Origin of the sequence: Caldinitratiruptor microaerophilus (assembly GCF_025999835.1) — a bacterium.
In the GTDB taxonomy this organism is placed as follows: domain Bacteria; phylum Bacillota; class Sulfobacillia; order Symbiobacteriales; family ZC4RG38; genus Caldinitratiruptor; species Caldinitratiruptor microaerophilus.
Map to the genome: position 1 here is coordinate 388,638 of NZ_AP025628.1, position 14,843 is coordinate 403,480.

At 72.8% G+C, this 14,843-nt stretch carries 12 protein-coding genes, 1 pseudogene and 1 riboswitch; of the genes and pseudogenes, 1 reads left to right on the forward strand and 12 read right to left on the reverse strand.

The features are described 5' to 3' along the window. Nucleotides 1-64: 64 nt before the first annotated feature. On the forward strand, nt 65-607 hold the full coding sequence (locus tag caldi_RS01875) for a hypothetical protein (protein WP_264843406.1): 543 nt from the start codon (nt 65-67) through the stop codon (nt 605-607). 48 nt (nt 608-655) lie between these two features. Here the strand turns inward: caldi_RS01875 and caldi_RS01880 are convergent, their stop codons facing one another. The 12 genes and pseudogenes from caldi_RS01880 to caldi_RS01935 all read right to left on the reverse strand — a co-directional run bounded on the left by caldi_RS01880 (nt 656) and on the right by caldi_RS01935 (nt 14,496). Next, nucleotides 656-1,921, reverse strand: a complete 1,266-nt coding sequence (locus caldi_RS01880) for a M20 family metallopeptidase (RefSeq protein WP_264843407.1) — start codon at nt 1,919-1,921, stop codon at nt 656-658. A 29-nt stretch (nt 1,922-1,950) separates the two neighbouring features. Beyond that, a complete protein-coding gene (locus tag caldi_RS01885) occupies nt 1,951-2,865 on the reverse strand; it encodes an energy-coupling factor ABC transporter ATP-binding protein (protein WP_264843409.1) in 915 nt (304 codons plus the stop codon). A 5-nt stretch (nt 2,866-2,870) separates the two neighbouring features. After that, nucleotides 2,871-3,620, reverse strand: a complete 750-nt coding sequence (cbiQ, locus tag caldi_RS01890; RefSeq protein ID WP_264843410.1) for a cobalt ECF transporter T component CbiQ — start codon at nt 3,618-3,620, stop codon at nt 2,871-2,873. After that, on the reverse strand, nt 3,607-3,921 hold the full coding sequence (locus caldi_RS01895; RefSeq protein WP_264843412.1) for an energy-coupling factor ABC transporter substrate-binding protein: 315 nt from the start codon (nt 3,919-3,921) through the stop codon (nt 3,607-3,609). Before caldi_RS01895 ends, cbiQ begins: the two co-directional genes overlap by 14 nt. Nucleotides 3,922-3,924: 3 nt before the next feature. Continuing rightward, a complete protein-coding gene (locus tag caldi_RS01900) occupies nt 3,925-4,593 on the reverse strand; it encodes an energy-coupling factor ABC transporter permease (protein ID WP_264843414.1) in 669 nt (222 codons plus the stop codon). 220 nt (nt 4,594-4,813) lie between these two features. Further along, a riboswitch (cobalamin riboswitch) is annotated at nt 4,814-4,984 on the reverse strand. 176 nt (nt 4,985-5,160) lie between these two features. After that, on the reverse strand, nt 5,161-7,347 hold the full coding sequence (locus caldi_RS01905) for a dipeptide ABC transporter ATP-binding protein (RefSeq protein ID WP_264843415.1): 2,187 nt from the start codon (nt 7,345-7,347) through the stop codon (nt 5,161-5,163). Continuing rightward, entirely contained in the window at nt 7,347-8,294 is a 948-nt protein-coding gene (locus caldi_RS01910) for an ABC transporter permease (RefSeq protein ID WP_264843417.1), read from the reverse strand. The genes caldi_RS01905 and caldi_RS01910 overlap by 1 nt, the downstream gene beginning before the upstream one ends. Continuing rightward, a complete protein-coding gene (locus caldi_RS01915) occupies nt 8,278-9,243 on the reverse strand; it encodes an ABC transporter permease (RefSeq protein ID WP_264843418.1) in 966 nt (321 codons plus the stop codon). The genes caldi_RS01910 and caldi_RS01915 overlap by 17 nt, the downstream gene beginning before the upstream one ends. 7 nt (nt 9,244-9,250) lie before the next feature. Continuing rightward, nucleotides 9,251-10,915, reverse strand: coding sequence for an ABC transporter substrate-binding protein (locus caldi_RS01920; RefSeq protein WP_264843419.1), 1,665 nt, complete (start codon nt 10,913-10,915; stop codon nt 9,251-9,253). A 143-nt stretch (nt 10,916-11,058) separates the two neighbouring features. After that, nucleotides 11,059-11,805, reverse strand: a pseudogene (locus caldi_RS01925) (nucleotide-binding protein); the annotation flags it as partial. Between the two features lie 13 nt (nt 11,806-11,818). After that, nucleotides 11,819-13,126 carry a nitrogenase component 1 gene (locus caldi_RS01930; RefSeq protein WP_264843421.1) on the reverse strand — a complete coding sequence of 436 codons (1,308 nt, stop codon included), beginning with the start codon at nt 13,124-13,126 and terminating at the stop codon, nt 11,819-11,821. Further along, nucleotides 13,123-14,496, reverse strand: a complete 1,374-nt coding sequence (locus caldi_RS01935) for a nitrogenase component 1 (protein WP_264843422.1) — start codon at nt 14,494-14,496, stop codon at nt 13,123-13,125. Before caldi_RS01935 ends, caldi_RS01930 begins: the two co-directional genes overlap by 4 nt. Nucleotides 14,497-14,843: the final 347 nt, after the last annotated feature.

The following is a 14,843-nucleotide window of genomic DNA, read 5'->3' on the forward strand; positions in this document are numbered from 1 at the left end:
GCCCGACCACAGGCGGCTGCTATCCTGGGGCCAGAAACGAACGAACCGGACGGAGGGACCGCAGATGACGCGTACTCGGAGAGTCATTCTGGGGATCGTTGGTGCAGCCACGCTGGGCGCAGGAGTCTTCTTCCTCACCCCGTACGGCCGCGCCGTGGCGGCTTCCACGAACAGCTGGACGGCGGTCCACAACCGGCACATGGCCCAGGCCGGCGCAGACATGACCGCCATGCACGCCGCCATGACCTCCCTGGCGGGCGAGATGCCGGCGATCCACGAGCGGATGACGGCGGCGCTGGCGGAGAAGCTCGGGATCACGCCGGCCGAGCTCCGGCAGGCCCTCGGCGCCGGCCAGACGCTGGCGCAGCTCGCGCAGGAGAAGGGTGTCGAGCCCCAGGCCCTGCGGGCGGCGATGATCGGGGAGATGCAGCGGATCCTCACCGACCTGGTCCAGGCGGGCAAGCTGGACGCTCAGACCGCGGCCCGGATGCGGGGGCTGATCGAAGCGCACTCGGCCGACTGCCTGACCACCGACATGAGCGGGATGCACGGCTCCGGCGGGACCGCCGGGATGGCCGGCATGGCCGGCATGATGGGTCCGTTCTGATCCTGCCGGTCACCCACCTGGCCTTCCGCGACGCCAGCGGCCGGGCACTCACGTGACCCGGCCGCTGGCGTCCTTGCGCTGGCTACCCCTTGGCGTCTGGGTGCTGCCGGAACCCGCCAGCATCCGCACCGCTGCCAGGGCATAGATGCGGGCGGCCTCGACGAGGCGGTCGACCTCCACGGACTCGTCCGGCTGGTGCGCCAGGCGGGGGTCGCCGGGGCCGCAGATGATCATCGGCGCGCCCAGCACGGGCACCAGTTCGGTGGCGTCGGTGTAGTAGCGCACCCCGGTCGGCTCCGGCCGGCGACCCCGCACGGCGCCGGCGGCGTCCAGGAACGCCTGCACGGCGGGGTGGGCCGGGTCGGTGACGACCGGCCGGCGGTCGTTCACCACCCGCACCTCGGCCCGGAAGCCCGGGTGGCGCCGGGCGAGGTCGGCGATGAGCCCCTCCACCGCCCGGACGATCGCCCCGTGGTCCTGGCCGGGTACGGTCCGCATGTCGACGGTGGCCACGCACCGGTCCGGCACCACGTTCGTCTTCACTCCGCCGGCCACGGTGCCCACGCTGCGGGAGAGCGTGCCGAGGAGGGGGTGGGGGGTGTGGGGGATCTCGAGGCGATCGAGTTCTGCCAGGAGCGTGACCATCATCATGACGGCGTTCCGGCCCAGCTCCGGCGACGACCCGTGCGCCGTCCGTCCGTGCGTCACCAGTTCGAGCCACAGCGCGCCCTTCTCTGCGATGTACACGTCGTTGCCGCTGGGTTCCCCGATCACGATCGCCTGCACGGGCGTCCCGGCCAGCCGGCGGGCAGCCGCGGCGGCGCCGAGGGAGTCGACCTCTTCCCCGGCCGTCGCCGCAAAGAGGAGGTCGCCCTGCAGGCGCAGGCCCCCCGGACCCCCGCCGGGGTCCTCCGACCGGCAGGCCGCCGCCACCGCCTCGACCGCCGCCAGCATGGCGGCCACGCCGCCCTTCATGTCCGCCGCGCCCCGGCCCCAGATGCGGCCATCCGCCACCTCGCCCGCGAAGGGGTCCCGGCTCCAGGGCTGGTCCCCGACCGGCACCGTGTCCAGGTGGCCGCTCAGGAGGAGCGCCGGCGCCCCGCCCGATCCCCGCAGCCGGCCGATCACGCTCGCCCGCCCGGGGCCGTGCCCGAGCACCTCGACCTCCAGGCCCGCCTCCCGCAGCCGGCGGGCGACGTACTCGGCCGCCGGCCCCTCGTCCCCCGGCGGGTTCACCGTCCGGATGCGGATGAGGTCCTGGCACAGGGCGACGACGTCGACCGCCGCCAGGCTGCCGAGCACCTGCGCCGCCACGCCCGAACCCCCGTCTGGTCCCCGCGCGTTCACCGCTGTCTCGCCCCTTCATGGTTTCCCGGATGAGGTACCGTCCAGGCCGCCGGATCGCGGGGCCGAGTCGAACCGTCCCGGTCTGGCAACCCGGCGAGCAGCTCCTCCCGTGTCCGCGGGAGCCCGGCCGCCGGGGGAATCCAGCCCGTCGCGGCGAGCCGCCGGCCCACCTCCAGCACCCACGGCGTGCGCAGGCCGGCGGAGGCCAGGAGAGCCGCGTCCTGGAGCACGACCTCCGGCGGCCCCTGCCGCAGGACGGCGCCCCGGTGGAGCACCGCCACCTCGTCTGCCCAGCCGTAGGCCAGGTCCATGTCGTGGGTGGCCAGGATCAGGGTGGTCCCGGCCCGGTGGAGCCGGTCGAGCGTGGCCAGGAGCCGCTGCACGCCGGCGGGATCCAGCCCTGCCGTCGGCTCGTCCAGGACCAGCACCCGGGGCCGCATGGCGACCACACCGGCGATCGCCACCCGCTTCTTCTGCCCGAAGCTGAGGAGGTGCGTGGGGCGGTCCCGAAGGTGCTCGATCTCCAGCGCCGCCAGCGCCTCCTCCACGCGCTGCCGGGCGGCAGCCTCGGACAGGCCGAGGTTGAGGGGGCCGAAGGAGACGTCCTGGTACACGCTGGCGGCAAAGAGCTGGTCGTCGGGATCCTGGAGGACCAGGCCCACCTGCTGGCGCCAGCGGATCAGGCCCCGGCGGGAGTAGTCGGCGGGATGCCCGTCCAGGTAGACGGTACCCCGGTCCGGGCGGAGCGTGCCGTTGAGGTGCAGGAGGAGGGTCGACTTTCCGGCCCCGTTGGCACCGAGGATGGCCAGCCTGCGGCCGGGGGCCACGGTGAGGTCCAGCCCGCTCAGGGCCTGCGTGCCGCCTTCGTAGCTGTACTCCAGGCCCCGCGCCTCCAGGATCACCTGCGACACGTGCATCACCCGCGCAGAGCCGCACTCAGGAGTCCCAGGGCGATTTCCAGAAGGAGGATGCCCGCCAGCGCGGCGATGGAGATTTCACGCTGCGGCAGCAGGACGTGCAGGTCCCCCTGAAATCCCCTCGCCGCCAGGCCGTGTTCGAGCCGGCGTGCGCGCTCCAGGGCCCGGGGGAAGAGTGACGCGGCCAGAAGACCAAGCGAGCGATAGGCGTGGCGGATGCCGGCGTGGCCCAGGCGGGAGGCCTGAGCGGTGCGGGCGGCCCTCGCGCGGTCCGTCAGGACGTGCAGGAACCGGTAGACCAGCAGTACGAGGTCCAGGACGGCCGGGGGCAGGCGCCAGCGCCGGAAGAGGGGCACGAACTCGACCACGGGCGTGGTGAGGGCCAGGAAGCTGAGGCAGGCGAGGGCCGCCAGGGAGCGGAGGAGGACGGCCGCGGCGGCCGCCGTCCCCCCGGGCGCGAGAGCCAGGCGCCAGCCACCCTCCGGCTTCGCGGCGATGCGGAAGAGCATGGCTGCCGCGCCGGTCAGGGCAAAGCCGGCAGGCACCCGCAGAACCCGCAGGTGCACCCGGAGAGGAATGCCCGCCAGGCCCACCGTCGTCACCGCCATCACCGCGAGGATCAACATTCCCCCGGGCCACGGAGGCACCGTGAGACTCAGGAGAAGCATCCCGGCGGCCAGCGTCAGCTTCTCGACGGGGTGACGGCAGCGCCAGCGGTTGGCGTAAGCCCAGCGGTCAATCGTGTACACGCTCGCGTGTTCCCCCGGCACTCAGGTTCCTGCCGCGGGCGAAACCCAGGTAGTACCCGATCAGCCCCGCGCCCAGGCTGGCCTGCAGCGCGAACAGCAGGCTCTCGATCTCGCCGCTGGGGGGTTCCCACAGGGGACGGAACCAGGGGGTATAGTCGGGCCGGAGCCGGGTGATCAGGGCCTCTGCCCGGGCGTCCGCTCCGCTGAACGGTTCTTCCTGCCCGGCGGGAGACGGCAGCGCCAGCGGGAGAACCGTCAGGAGGAGCACCAGGAGCAGGATGGTGCCGCTCCGGAGCCGCACCGCCTATACCTCCTTCGAGAGCACGCGGAGCTGCTGGAGCTCCGGCCGGCTGTACTGGGCGAGCCAGTTCATGACCAGCACCGTCAGGAGCCCTTCGCTGATGGCGAGGGGAACCTGGGTGAGCGCGAAGACCCCCATGAACTTCGCCGCCGCGCCGGCAAAGCCGCCGGCAGGGTCCGGGAAGGCCAGGGCGAGCTGGATCGAGGTCGTCACGTAGGTGGCCAGGTCGCCCAGGGCCGCCGCCAGGAAGGTCGACACGGCCAGCGAGGCGCCGGACCGGCGGGCCAGCCGGTAGGCGGCGTAGGCCACCCAGGGGCCCACCACCGCCATCGAGAAGATGTTGGCGCCCAGCGTGGTCAGCCCGCCGTGGGCGAGGAGGAGGGCCTGGAAGAGCAGGACGACCCCACCCAGGACGGTCATGGTGGGCGGGCCGAAGAGCACCGTCCCCAGGCCGGTGCCCGTGGGGTGAGAGCTGCTCCCCGTCACGGACGGCAGCTTCAGCGCGGAGAGGACGAACGCGAAGCCTCCCGAAGCGCCCAGCAGCAACTTCGTCTCGGGGTTTTCCTTCATCTGCCTCGCGAGCTTTCGGACGCCATGGACCACGAACGGGGCCGCGGCCAGGTTCCACCCGACGGCGTGGGCCAGCGGCAGGAAACCCTCCATGATGTGCATCACCGACCGCTCCTTTCGGGCAGTGGATTCCGCACCCGGGGCTCCCTGCGCTGACCCTTGCCGGCCGGCCGGTGCCACGGCCGGTGCCACGGCCGGCGCCACGGCCGGTCCGGCAAAACAGCTGCGCCTTCCCGCCCGGATACGGGACGAGAAGGCGCGCACCGCCGCACTGGGCGTGCAGTCCGAGTCGCCACACCTTCCCCTGTCCGCGCAGGGAGCCGGGGTCCTTCGGGCCCGGGCAGGTCTCCTGGCTCTCGGGTCCTCGCCTGCCGGCGCCTTCCCAGGACGTGGCGTCCCAGTGGCATTCTGCCGGCAGCGCTCGCCGATCACAGTTGCGGGACAGCGGCAGATTCGCACTGCGCTTCCCTGCACCCGGCTACGAAGCGGTGGCCGGGCTCACCGGGCCCTTCACGTTGTCAGAAGCGTTGTCACAAGCTACGCAAAGACGCATTCGACGGGCATCCGCAGTTTCCTGCCAACCGCCCTGGCCCCCGCTCGCGACCCTGGCAGCAGCCGTCCCCGCGCTCCGGCCCGTGCTCACGCGGTCAGACCTGACCGAGTCAGCCCTCAGTCTCTCCCATCCAGCGGGAAGTGACAGGCGACCTGGTGGCCCGTGCCCACGAATGCCAGGGCGGGCGGAACCTCCCCGCACGAGGGGCCGCGGTACGGGCAGCAGGGGTGAAACCGGCAGCCCGGGGGTGGCGTGCTGCCGCCCGGGATGCCGTCCACGGAGAAGAAGGAACCGTCCCCACCACCCGCGCCGGTGGTCAGGATGCCCCGGTCGGCGGCCAGAAGCGTCCGCGTGTACGGGTGGGCTGGGCGGGTGAACACGGTCTCCGCCGGCCCCAGCTCCACGAGCTGACCCCGGTACATGACCGCCACCCGGTCGGCCAGGTACCGCGAGAGGGCGAGGTCGTGCGTGATGGTCAGGAGCGTCAGCCCCCTCTCCTCGCGCAGCTCCTGGAGCAGGACGGCGATGGAGGCCTGGACGGAGGCGTCCAGGGACGAGAAGGGCTCGTCGGCCACCACGAGCCGGGGCGCCAGCGCCAGGGCGCGGGCGATCCCGACCCGCTGCCGCTGGCCGCCGCTGAGCTCGTGTGGAAGGCGATCGGCCAGGGTGCCGCCGAGGCCGACCCGGGCGAGGAGTTCCCGCGCCCTGGCAGTCGCCTCGCGCCGGGGGACTCCGTGGGCCAGGAGCGGCTCGGCTACCGCCAGGGCGGCCGGCAGCCGCGGGTTCAGCGAGCCGCGAGGATCCTGGAACACGGCGGATACCTCACGCCGGAAGCGCCGGCGCAAGACCCGCTCCGGCAGCGTGGAGACGTCCTCACTTCCGTAGCGCACCCGCCCGGAGTCCGGCACGTAGAGGCGCAGTATCAGCCGGCCGAGTGTCGTCTTCCCGCATCCGCTTTCCCCGACGAGGACCAGACTCTCGCCGGGGGCGATCGCCAGGCTGACCCCGTCCACTGCCCGCACGACCTGGCGGCCCAGGAAGTCGCCCACGCGGAAGACCTTGACCACGGCATCCAGTTCGACCAGCGGCTCGGGCTGCCCCCCGCCTCGGGGTGCGCCGGGTGGCTCCAGAGCCTCCGGCTGCACCGCGCGGCCGCACCCCGAGCCCGCGGTGACCCGGGACACTTGTACCGGTGACACGGCGGCCGGTCCGCCGTCCTGCGGCCGGACCTGCCAGCAGGCAGCCTCCCGGCCCGGTTGCAGCCGCGTGAGAGGAGGGCGGTTCACCCGGCAGACCGGCAGCACGACCGGGCAGCGCGGCGCATACGGGCAGCCTTCCGGGACTTCCCCCGGTGCCGGGGGCAGACCGGGAATGGCGGCGGCCCCCGACCCCGCCCGGTGTCCAGGCTCCGGGAGCGCTGCGAGGAGCTCGGCCGTGTACGGGTGCGCGGGGTGGCGGAGGACGTCGGCGGCCGGCCCCGCCTCCACCACCCGGCCCGCGTACATCACCACCAACTGACGGGCGAGGGCGGCGGCGGTCCGGAGGTCGTGGGTGATCAGCAGCACGGCCAGGTTCAGGTCCCGCTGCAGGCGCCGGATGAGGTCCAGGATCTGCACACGCAGCGTGGCATCCAGGGCCGTGGTGGGCTCGTCGGCGATCAGGAGCCGGGGCGAGCGGGCGAGCGCCATGGCGATCAGCACCCGCTGCCGGAGACCGCCGCTGAGCTGGTGCGGGTACTGGCGGAGCCGGGCGGAGGGATCGGGCACTCCAGCCAGTGCGAGCAGCTCGGCGGCCCGCCGCCGGACCCACGCCCGGGGCTGCTCGCGCCGGGGGTCGATGGCCTCCGCGATCTGGCTTCCCACCGTGAGGAACGGGTTCAGAGAGGACAGGGCGTCTTGCGGCACCAGGGCCAGGGTGGAACCGCGCAACCCGTCCAGGTCGGGTTCCGGCAGTGCGAGGAGGTCCTGGCCGTCCAGGTGCACCGAGCCCCGCACGATCCGGCCGCCCGGCGGCAGCAGCCGCAGGAGCGACAGGGCGAGGGTGCTCTTCCCGCACCCCGATTCCCCCACCAGCGCCACCGTCTCGCCGGATGCCACGTCGAGCGAGACGCCGTCGAGCGCGAGCACCTCGCCAGGCCCCGGCGACGCGACTTGGGGCCCGGCGCCGGCACGCGTTGACGCGGCAGCGCCCGACCCCCCGTAGGCCACGGTCAGGTTGCGCACGCGGAGGAGTGGCTGGTCCGAGTCCCCACCCGGGCCGGGGGCAGCGGCGCCCGCCCGGAGGCCCGTTGCGGTCCCCGCCATCATGGCCTCACTCCCCGGCGGTGCGGGTCCCAGGCGTCCCGCAGGCCCTCGCCCAGGAGCGTGAACCCCAGCACGGCCAGCATGATCGCGACGCCGGGCCACAGGAGCAGGTGGGGGTGGGTGCGGAAATAAGGGCGGGCCTCGCTGACCATCATCCCCCATTCGGGCGCCGGCGGCTGCACGCCGAGTCCCAGGAGCGAGAAGGCCGAGAGGGACATGAGAAACCAGCTCATATCCAGGGCCATCACCACGGCCACCTGCGGCAGCACGGCCGGAAGAATGTGCCGGAGCACGATCGCCACGGGCCGGAGGCCGCAGACCCGGGCGGCCAGAACGTACTCCTGCTCCCGTGCAGCCAGGGTGAGGCCCCGCACGAGCCGGGCCTGGGAGACCCAGGATACGGCGACCATGGCGAGCATCAGACTCTTGAGGCCCGGGCCCAGGGCCCCTACCAGGACCAGCGCCAGGATGCGTCCCGGGAAGGCCCGCACCAGGTCCGCCAGGCGCATGAGGACCGCGTCCACCCAGCCTTTGAAGTAGCCCGCCACGATTCCCACCGTGAGCCCGAGGAGCAGGGTCGCGGTAGCCACCACTCCGGCGGCCCCCAGGGAGTAACGACCGCCGTACAGGAGGCGGGCCAGGAGATCCCGTCCCAGCGGATCCGTGCCCAGGGGGTGGCCCGGCCCCGGAGGCAGCAGGCGGGCGTGAACGTCACCGTTCAGGGGATCGGCGGGCGTCAGCCACGGCGCGAGGAGGGCGAGCAGGGCCAGCCCCAGGACGAGCAGCCCCCCTGCCGCGGCGGAGCCGGAGCGCAGACCGGTCCGCAACCTGGACCGGTGCGCGCCGGATGTTCTCCAGGGACGGCCACCGGCCGGCAGGGCCGGCGCCGCCGCCATGGCGGCGTGTGCCGCGGCCCGCCGGCTATCCTGGCTAGCGGCTGGTGGCATCGCGTTCCCCTCCCTCCACGGCGATGCGGGGATCCAGGAGGGGGTAGGACAGGTCCACAGCCAAGTTCACCACCACCACCAGGGTGGCCATGGCCAGGGCGTACCCCTGGAGCACCGGGAGGTCGCGCGTACCGACGGCCCGCACGGCCAGCTGTCCCACCCCGGGCCAGCCGAAGATCGCCTCCACGACGACCGAGCCGCCCAGGAGGAAGCCCGTGGCGTTCCCGAGGGAGGTCACCACCGGCACCAGAGCGGCCCGCAGGGCGTGGCGCAGCAAGACCGTCCGCCGCCCCAGGCCCCGGGCCCGGGCGGCGGCGATGAAGGGCTCACGCAGGACCTCCAGGAGGCTTGCCCGCAGGAGCCGGGCCTGGGTGGCGCCCAGGCCCAGCCCCAGCACGAGGGCGGGCAACACCAGGTGTCGCCACGTGCCGGCACCGGTGAGCGGGAGCACGGGCCAGCGCACGGCCAGGAAGTACAGCAGCACGAAACCCAGCACGAAGTCCGGCGTGCACCTGAGGAGGAGGGTGGTTCCCAGGGCGAGGCGGTCCGCCAGGCCGCCCGGGCGCGCTGCGGCCCATGTCCCGAGCCCCAGGGCCACCCCCACACCGACGGTGAGGGCAGTGCCCGTCAGGACCAGCGTGGCCTGGAGGCGCTCCAGGAGGAGGGGGCCCACCGGCTCCCCGGTCTGCCACGACTGCCCCAGGTCCAGGCGCGCCACCCGCGCCAGCCAGCGCAGGTACCGCACGGGGCCGGGGTCGTCCAGTCCCAGCTGGGCCCGTAGCGCCGCCACGGCCTCCGGGGTAGGCTGCCCTCCGCTGCGGAGGATGAGCTCTTCGGCCACATCGCCCGGGATCAGCCCCGTGAGGAGGAACGTGAGGAGGGTGACGCCCACCAGCACGGCCGGCAGCGCCAGCAGGCGCCGGAAGGCGTGGCCCAGGGCGGCGGGCACCGCTCGTTCACCTCCCGCCCCGCCGGGAGACCTTCCAGAGGAACCGAAGGGGATCCATGGTCCCGGCGGACTCCCAGCCTTCGACATCGGCGCGGACGACCGTCACCCTGGCCGGGTGGTAGAGGTAGGCGCCGGGCAGGATCTCCATGATCCGGGCCTGGATCTCGTGGTAAAGCCGTTCCCGCTCGCCGGGGTCCAGGGTCGACAGGGAGCGGGCGATGAGGCCGTCCAGCCCGGGATCGTGGAGGAGCGAGCCCCGGCCCCGGGAGCTGTAATACCAGACCAGGTAATAGTAGGGATCCACCAGGCTCTTGCCGATGCTCCCCTGAGCCGCCGCCTCGAAATCGCCCTTCTTCTGTAGGTCCCGGATGAGGGCTCCGTCGCGCATCTCCAGCCTCAGGTCCATGCCGACCTGCCGGAGCTGGGTGCGAAGGGCCTCGGCCACCAGTTTCCAGTCCCGGGTGGGTTCGAAGAGAAGGGTGGCGCGGAGAGGACGACCGTCCCGTTCCCGGATACCGTCGCCGTCCGTGTCTTTCCAGCCCGCCTCCTCCAGGAGCGCCCGGGCCCGCTCGGGGTGGTGGCGGTACCCCTCGATGGCGGTGTTGGTCCAGGGGATGCTTGCGTCGTAGCCGATCGGCCCCCGGGCCGGAACGGCGTAGCCCTCCAGGACCTGCCGGGTGATGGCCTCCCGGTCGACAGCATAGTTGAAGGCCTGACGCACCCGCAGGTCGTCGAAGGGCGGCCGGTGCAGGTTGAAGCCGATCCACTCGAGCGCGGCGTCCTTCGTGTTGACCAGCACGCGGAAGCGCGGGTCCGCTTCCAGGCGGCGGATCTCGTTCCGGGGAACGCCGTACCCGTCGGCCCCGATGACATCGACCTCCCCGGCTTCCAGCGCCAGGATCATCGTGGCGGGGTCGGGGATGTACTTCACCTCGACCTCTTCGAGCGCCGGCACCTGCCTCCAGTGCTTCTCATAGCGGGCCAGCAGCACGTGCTCCCGGGTGAAACGCGTCACCTGGAACGGACCGGTACCGACCGGCTTCACGAGGTTGCCGTCACTGCCGTACGCGTTCGGGCCCGGAATCACCGTGGAAAAGCTGCCCACGACGCTGAGGAAGGGGGCGTGGGGCCGGTTCAGGTGGAAGCTCACGGTGTAGTCGTCCACGATCTCGACGCGGGGTTCGCCCAGCCGGCGGGCTTTCTCGGGGTCCCGGAGGTGCCGCTCGTAGGCCCGGACAACGGCACGGGCGTCGAAAGGGGTGCCGTCGTGGAAGGTCACCCCGCGGCGGAGGTGGAAGGTCCAGTGCGTGCCGGTCGGGTCGGACTCCCACCGCTCGGCCAGGGCGGGCTCCAGCTTCCCGTCCGCGGTCTCGAGGAGGAGCGGCTCGTAGATGATGGTCGCCAGCAAGGTGTTCTCGCGCCCGGGGCCCAACGGGTCCACCCCGACGTAGTCGAGGCCGTGGCCGATGGCGATCCGCAGACGCTGGCCACCGGCCGCACCGGCGGGCGCACCGGCAGCCGAGCCCGCGGCGGCCTGACCGTGGGCCTCGTGGCCGCCGTGCGCACCTTCGCCCGTGCCGCCACCGACCGCCGGGGGCCGGCCACAGGCGGCCATGGTCAAGAGGCCGAGCGTGAGGAGTGTGGATACGAGTCCCTTCCTGTAACCCTTCATGTTCCGCGTCCCTCTTCCGTTTGACCGTGATCCGTCAGGTGAAGTGCAATCCCCTTCCCGTCCGCAGCGCCTGTCCCGGCGAAGGCGAACGGCGCCGGGCGCCGGACCGCGCCGCCAGGGCCTGGCGGGTCCGCCGGCACGTCTTCCGAGGCGGCAAGGACTGCCTGCGCCAGGTTGCGGTAGATCCCGGCCAGGGCAGAGTCCGGCGCCCCCTCGATCACCGTCACCCCCCTTTCCTCGCACGCCTGCACCACCGGGTCGCGGGGGATGGTGGCGAGGACCTCTGTGCCCAGGTCGTCCCGGGCTACCTCCGCGACGATCCGTTCTTCGTCGGGGATCCCCCGGCGGTTCAGGATCACGCCCGCAAGCCGTGCGTAGCCCCGCCCCCGGAATTGCTGCACCGCCTGGGCGATGTTGTACGCCGCATAGAGGGCCATCCGCTCGCCCGAGGTGACAATGAAGACCTCCCGGGCGTAACCGGCCCGGATCGGCATGGCGAAGCCGCCGCACACCACGTCCCCCAGAACGTCGTACAGGACGACGTCCGGGCGGTACACGGCAAAGGCCTGCAGGGCGTCCAGTTGCTCGAAGGCGGTGATGATCCCCCGGCCGGCGCAACCAAGGCCGGGCGTGGGGCCGCCGGCCTCGACGCACAGGACCCCCCGGAACCCCTCGTGGACGATGTCCGGCAGGGTCAGCGCGCGCTTCTCCTTCAGGAGGTCGAGGACGGTCCGCAACCGGCGTCCGGTCAGGTACAGAGTCGAGTCCGCCTTGGGGTCGCACCCGACCTGCATCACGCGCAGGCCTTGCTCCGCCAGTGCGGCCGCCAGGTTGGCCGCCGTGGTCGACTTGCCGATGCCGCCCTTGCCGTAGATGGCGATCTTCCGCATGCGCCCTCCCCCGTCAGTCCGGCCACCGACCCGTTGCCCGGGCGGTGAGCATACCGCCTGCGAGTACCTGTGCCACGTAGCGTGCGCCGCGTGGGCCCACGAACGGTGTGCCGTCGTGGAAGTGCAGTTGGTCCCACGACGGCAGCGCCGCGCGCACCCGCACCGGGACGTGCGGAGCCAGCCGCTCGTCGTCGCTGCTGCCCAGGAGGACGTGCGGCTCCAGACGGGTCAGGGCTGTCGCCAGCTCCTGCTCGTCGGGGGCCACCAGCACCCGGGCGGCGCCTGCCTCCTGAAGCCTTCGCACGGCCTCACCCGCAGGGTCCGGTCCCGGCCCCAGGGGCGGTACGGGCAGGACGACGAGCGCCACGGGTAGGCCCCATTCGCCCGACAGGAGCCGGGTGAGACCCAGAGCGTAGTCGTACGGCGTGCAGATGGCCACCCGCAGGTCGTGATGGACGTCTCGCCACGGAGAGAGCGTGCGGAAGTCGACCCGGTAACGGCGCAGATCCCTTTCCACCGCGTCCCGGGCTCGCCCGCCGATCCCCAGCGCGCCCGCGACCTCTTCCAGCCAGCGGCGCGTGTCCGACGCACCGAAGGGCAGGCCGTACAGGTACGGGGTGCCAAACCGCTGCCTGAGGATCTCCGCGGCTTCCAGGCCCACGTCCCGCACGACCAGGTTGAGGTGCGCGCCACCGGCGCGGCGCAGCGCCGCGACCGAGGTGCCGGCAGCCAGGACGGTCCCCACCCGCACCCCCAGGAGACCAAGCAGCCGCTCCAGCTCGGCGCGATCGGACGCCCAGTTGAACATCTCCCACGTTGCTCCGATGAGATTCACCAGGGGCCCCTGCTCCTCACCGCCGAGAGGCGCGCGCTGGACCACCTCTGCCGCCAGCGCCGCCAGTGCCTCGGACTCGCCGAGGGTGTAGGGCCCGCGGTACCCGCCGCCGCCGAAGCCCAGGAGCTTCGCCCCCACGTGAGGTTGCAGCTCCCGGGCAACCGCCTCCGGATCGGCCCCGATGAGGCCCCCGACAGTGACGTTCACCAGGGCGATGACCTCCGGGCGGTCAAGCCGGTCGACCTGCCGCACGGCCTCGGCCAGGCGCTCCTCGCCGCCGAGGACGACGCCGGCCTCCTCGAGCCCGGTCGAGAAGAGGGGCGGCGGCCAACCCGCCGGCTGCAGGTCCCGGAGGCCGATGAAGTCGTAGAACGTGCACCCCGACGCCCCGTGACCGATGACGCGGAGGCCTTCCACGCCTGCAAGCGCCCAGACGGTGCCCAGGTAATCCGTGGGCTGGGGCATCGTGATCCGGAGGCCCGTCACCGGGGTTTCCCCCCCATGGCCGCCCCCACCATCTCCGCAGCCCACCGGGTGGCCTCGTAGCCCCAGCGGGCCCGGGGCGGGTCGGGATGGACCTGGCCGATGCCCAGGCGGGCCAGGGCGTACCGGTCGCCGTGGCCGGCGTAGAGGTCGACGCCCAGTGATCGCAGGAGCGGCACCATCTGGCCCGTGCCCTGGGTCCGTCCTACCAGGGGATCGTGGCCAGAAGCCAGCAGGACCACACGCTCCCGGGCATCCTGCCGGGAGAACCGGCTTGCCAGGACCACGGCGGGCTCAGCCCCAAGCTCGGCGAGAAAGCGGGCCGCACCGAGGGGGCCGCCGGCGAAGGCCGCCACCGCAGCACGCCGGCCCTGCGCGGCCGCCCGGGAGCGGGCCATCGCCTGCCCGGCCGCCTCCCGCGCTACCGCCACGAGGGGCCTCAGGGCCACACCCAGGGCATCCTCCAGCTGTGCATACGCCTCGTCGACCCGATCCGGGGCGAGCGGGAACCCCACCTCGACGTACGGCACGCCGAACCGGGCCTCCATCTCCCGGGCGAGGTCCAGGGCGTAATCCTCCACGACGACGTTCAGGGCGGCCGAGGGGCACCGCGCGAGTGCCTCGACCGTGGTGGCGGCGGGCACGGTGCTCAGCACCCGGACTCCGGCGTCCTCGAGGGCTCTCACGAGTTCGGTGTGCCTTGCGCCCTCCGCCCGCAGGCCGAGGACGTTCACGCTCCGCGGCTCCGGGGGCACCGGCCCCATGAGCCCGACCAGCGAGGCCAGCACCCGGCGCAGGCCCTGCTGCTGGTGGCGCGCACTGAAGCCGTCCGTGCGGACGACGAGCAGCCGGGCCCGGACCCGGGGCGCCAGTTCGGCGGCGAGGGCATCCAGGTCCGTCCCGGCCATCTCCGGCACGCAGGTGCTGACGAGGAACAGGGCGTCGGGCTGGAAGCGGCGGTCGGCCTCCAGGACCGCTTCGACGATCTTGCTGTCGATCCCGAAGACCGCATCGTCCGGCTCCATGCACAGGAAGAGCAGGCCGGAAGGAGCGGCGGCCAACCCCCGGCTGCCGGACTGGTGCAGGCTGCCGGCGTGGTGGAGGCAGGCGGCTGGCCCGATGAGGAGGGTCCGGCTCCCGCGGATGAGCGGCGCCGTCAGGGCTGCCTCGAACAGGCCACAGTGGGCCCCGGGGGATTCGGCCCCCTCCGGGACGGGAAGGTCTTCGATGGTCTCGATCGCACGGAGGCGTCGAAAATACCGGAGGACATCCGCCTCTGGAACTGCCTCTTCCGGTACCCCGTGCGCTCCTTTCGGACCGGCCTGAACGGGCCATGAGCCAGCGCGGCCGAACTCCCCTGTCCGGTCGTGCACCCCGTTCCCTCCGCCTCCCGGCCCCACTGCCCAGGGCCCGGAGAATTTCGGACATTTTGTGGTTGGCCTGATTTTAGATGGCGAAACGGGTCCGGGTCCATGCCGCGACCGGACGATTTCCTTGTCAGATTTCCGCTCCCATCGGACGATAGCGTAGCACTTCCGGGGGGGCCGGGTCGGCCTGAAACCCTTACCCGGTATCCCCCCATGTCCCCCCGCCTCCACGCCAGCCACTCGGTGACCGCGATCAAGACGGACCCGCCGACTGCTCCCCCGTGGGATACCAGAACAACGGTGGAAAGTTCAAGCGTTGCACCTGCGTTTCCCCGAGGATCGGGCGTTACAGT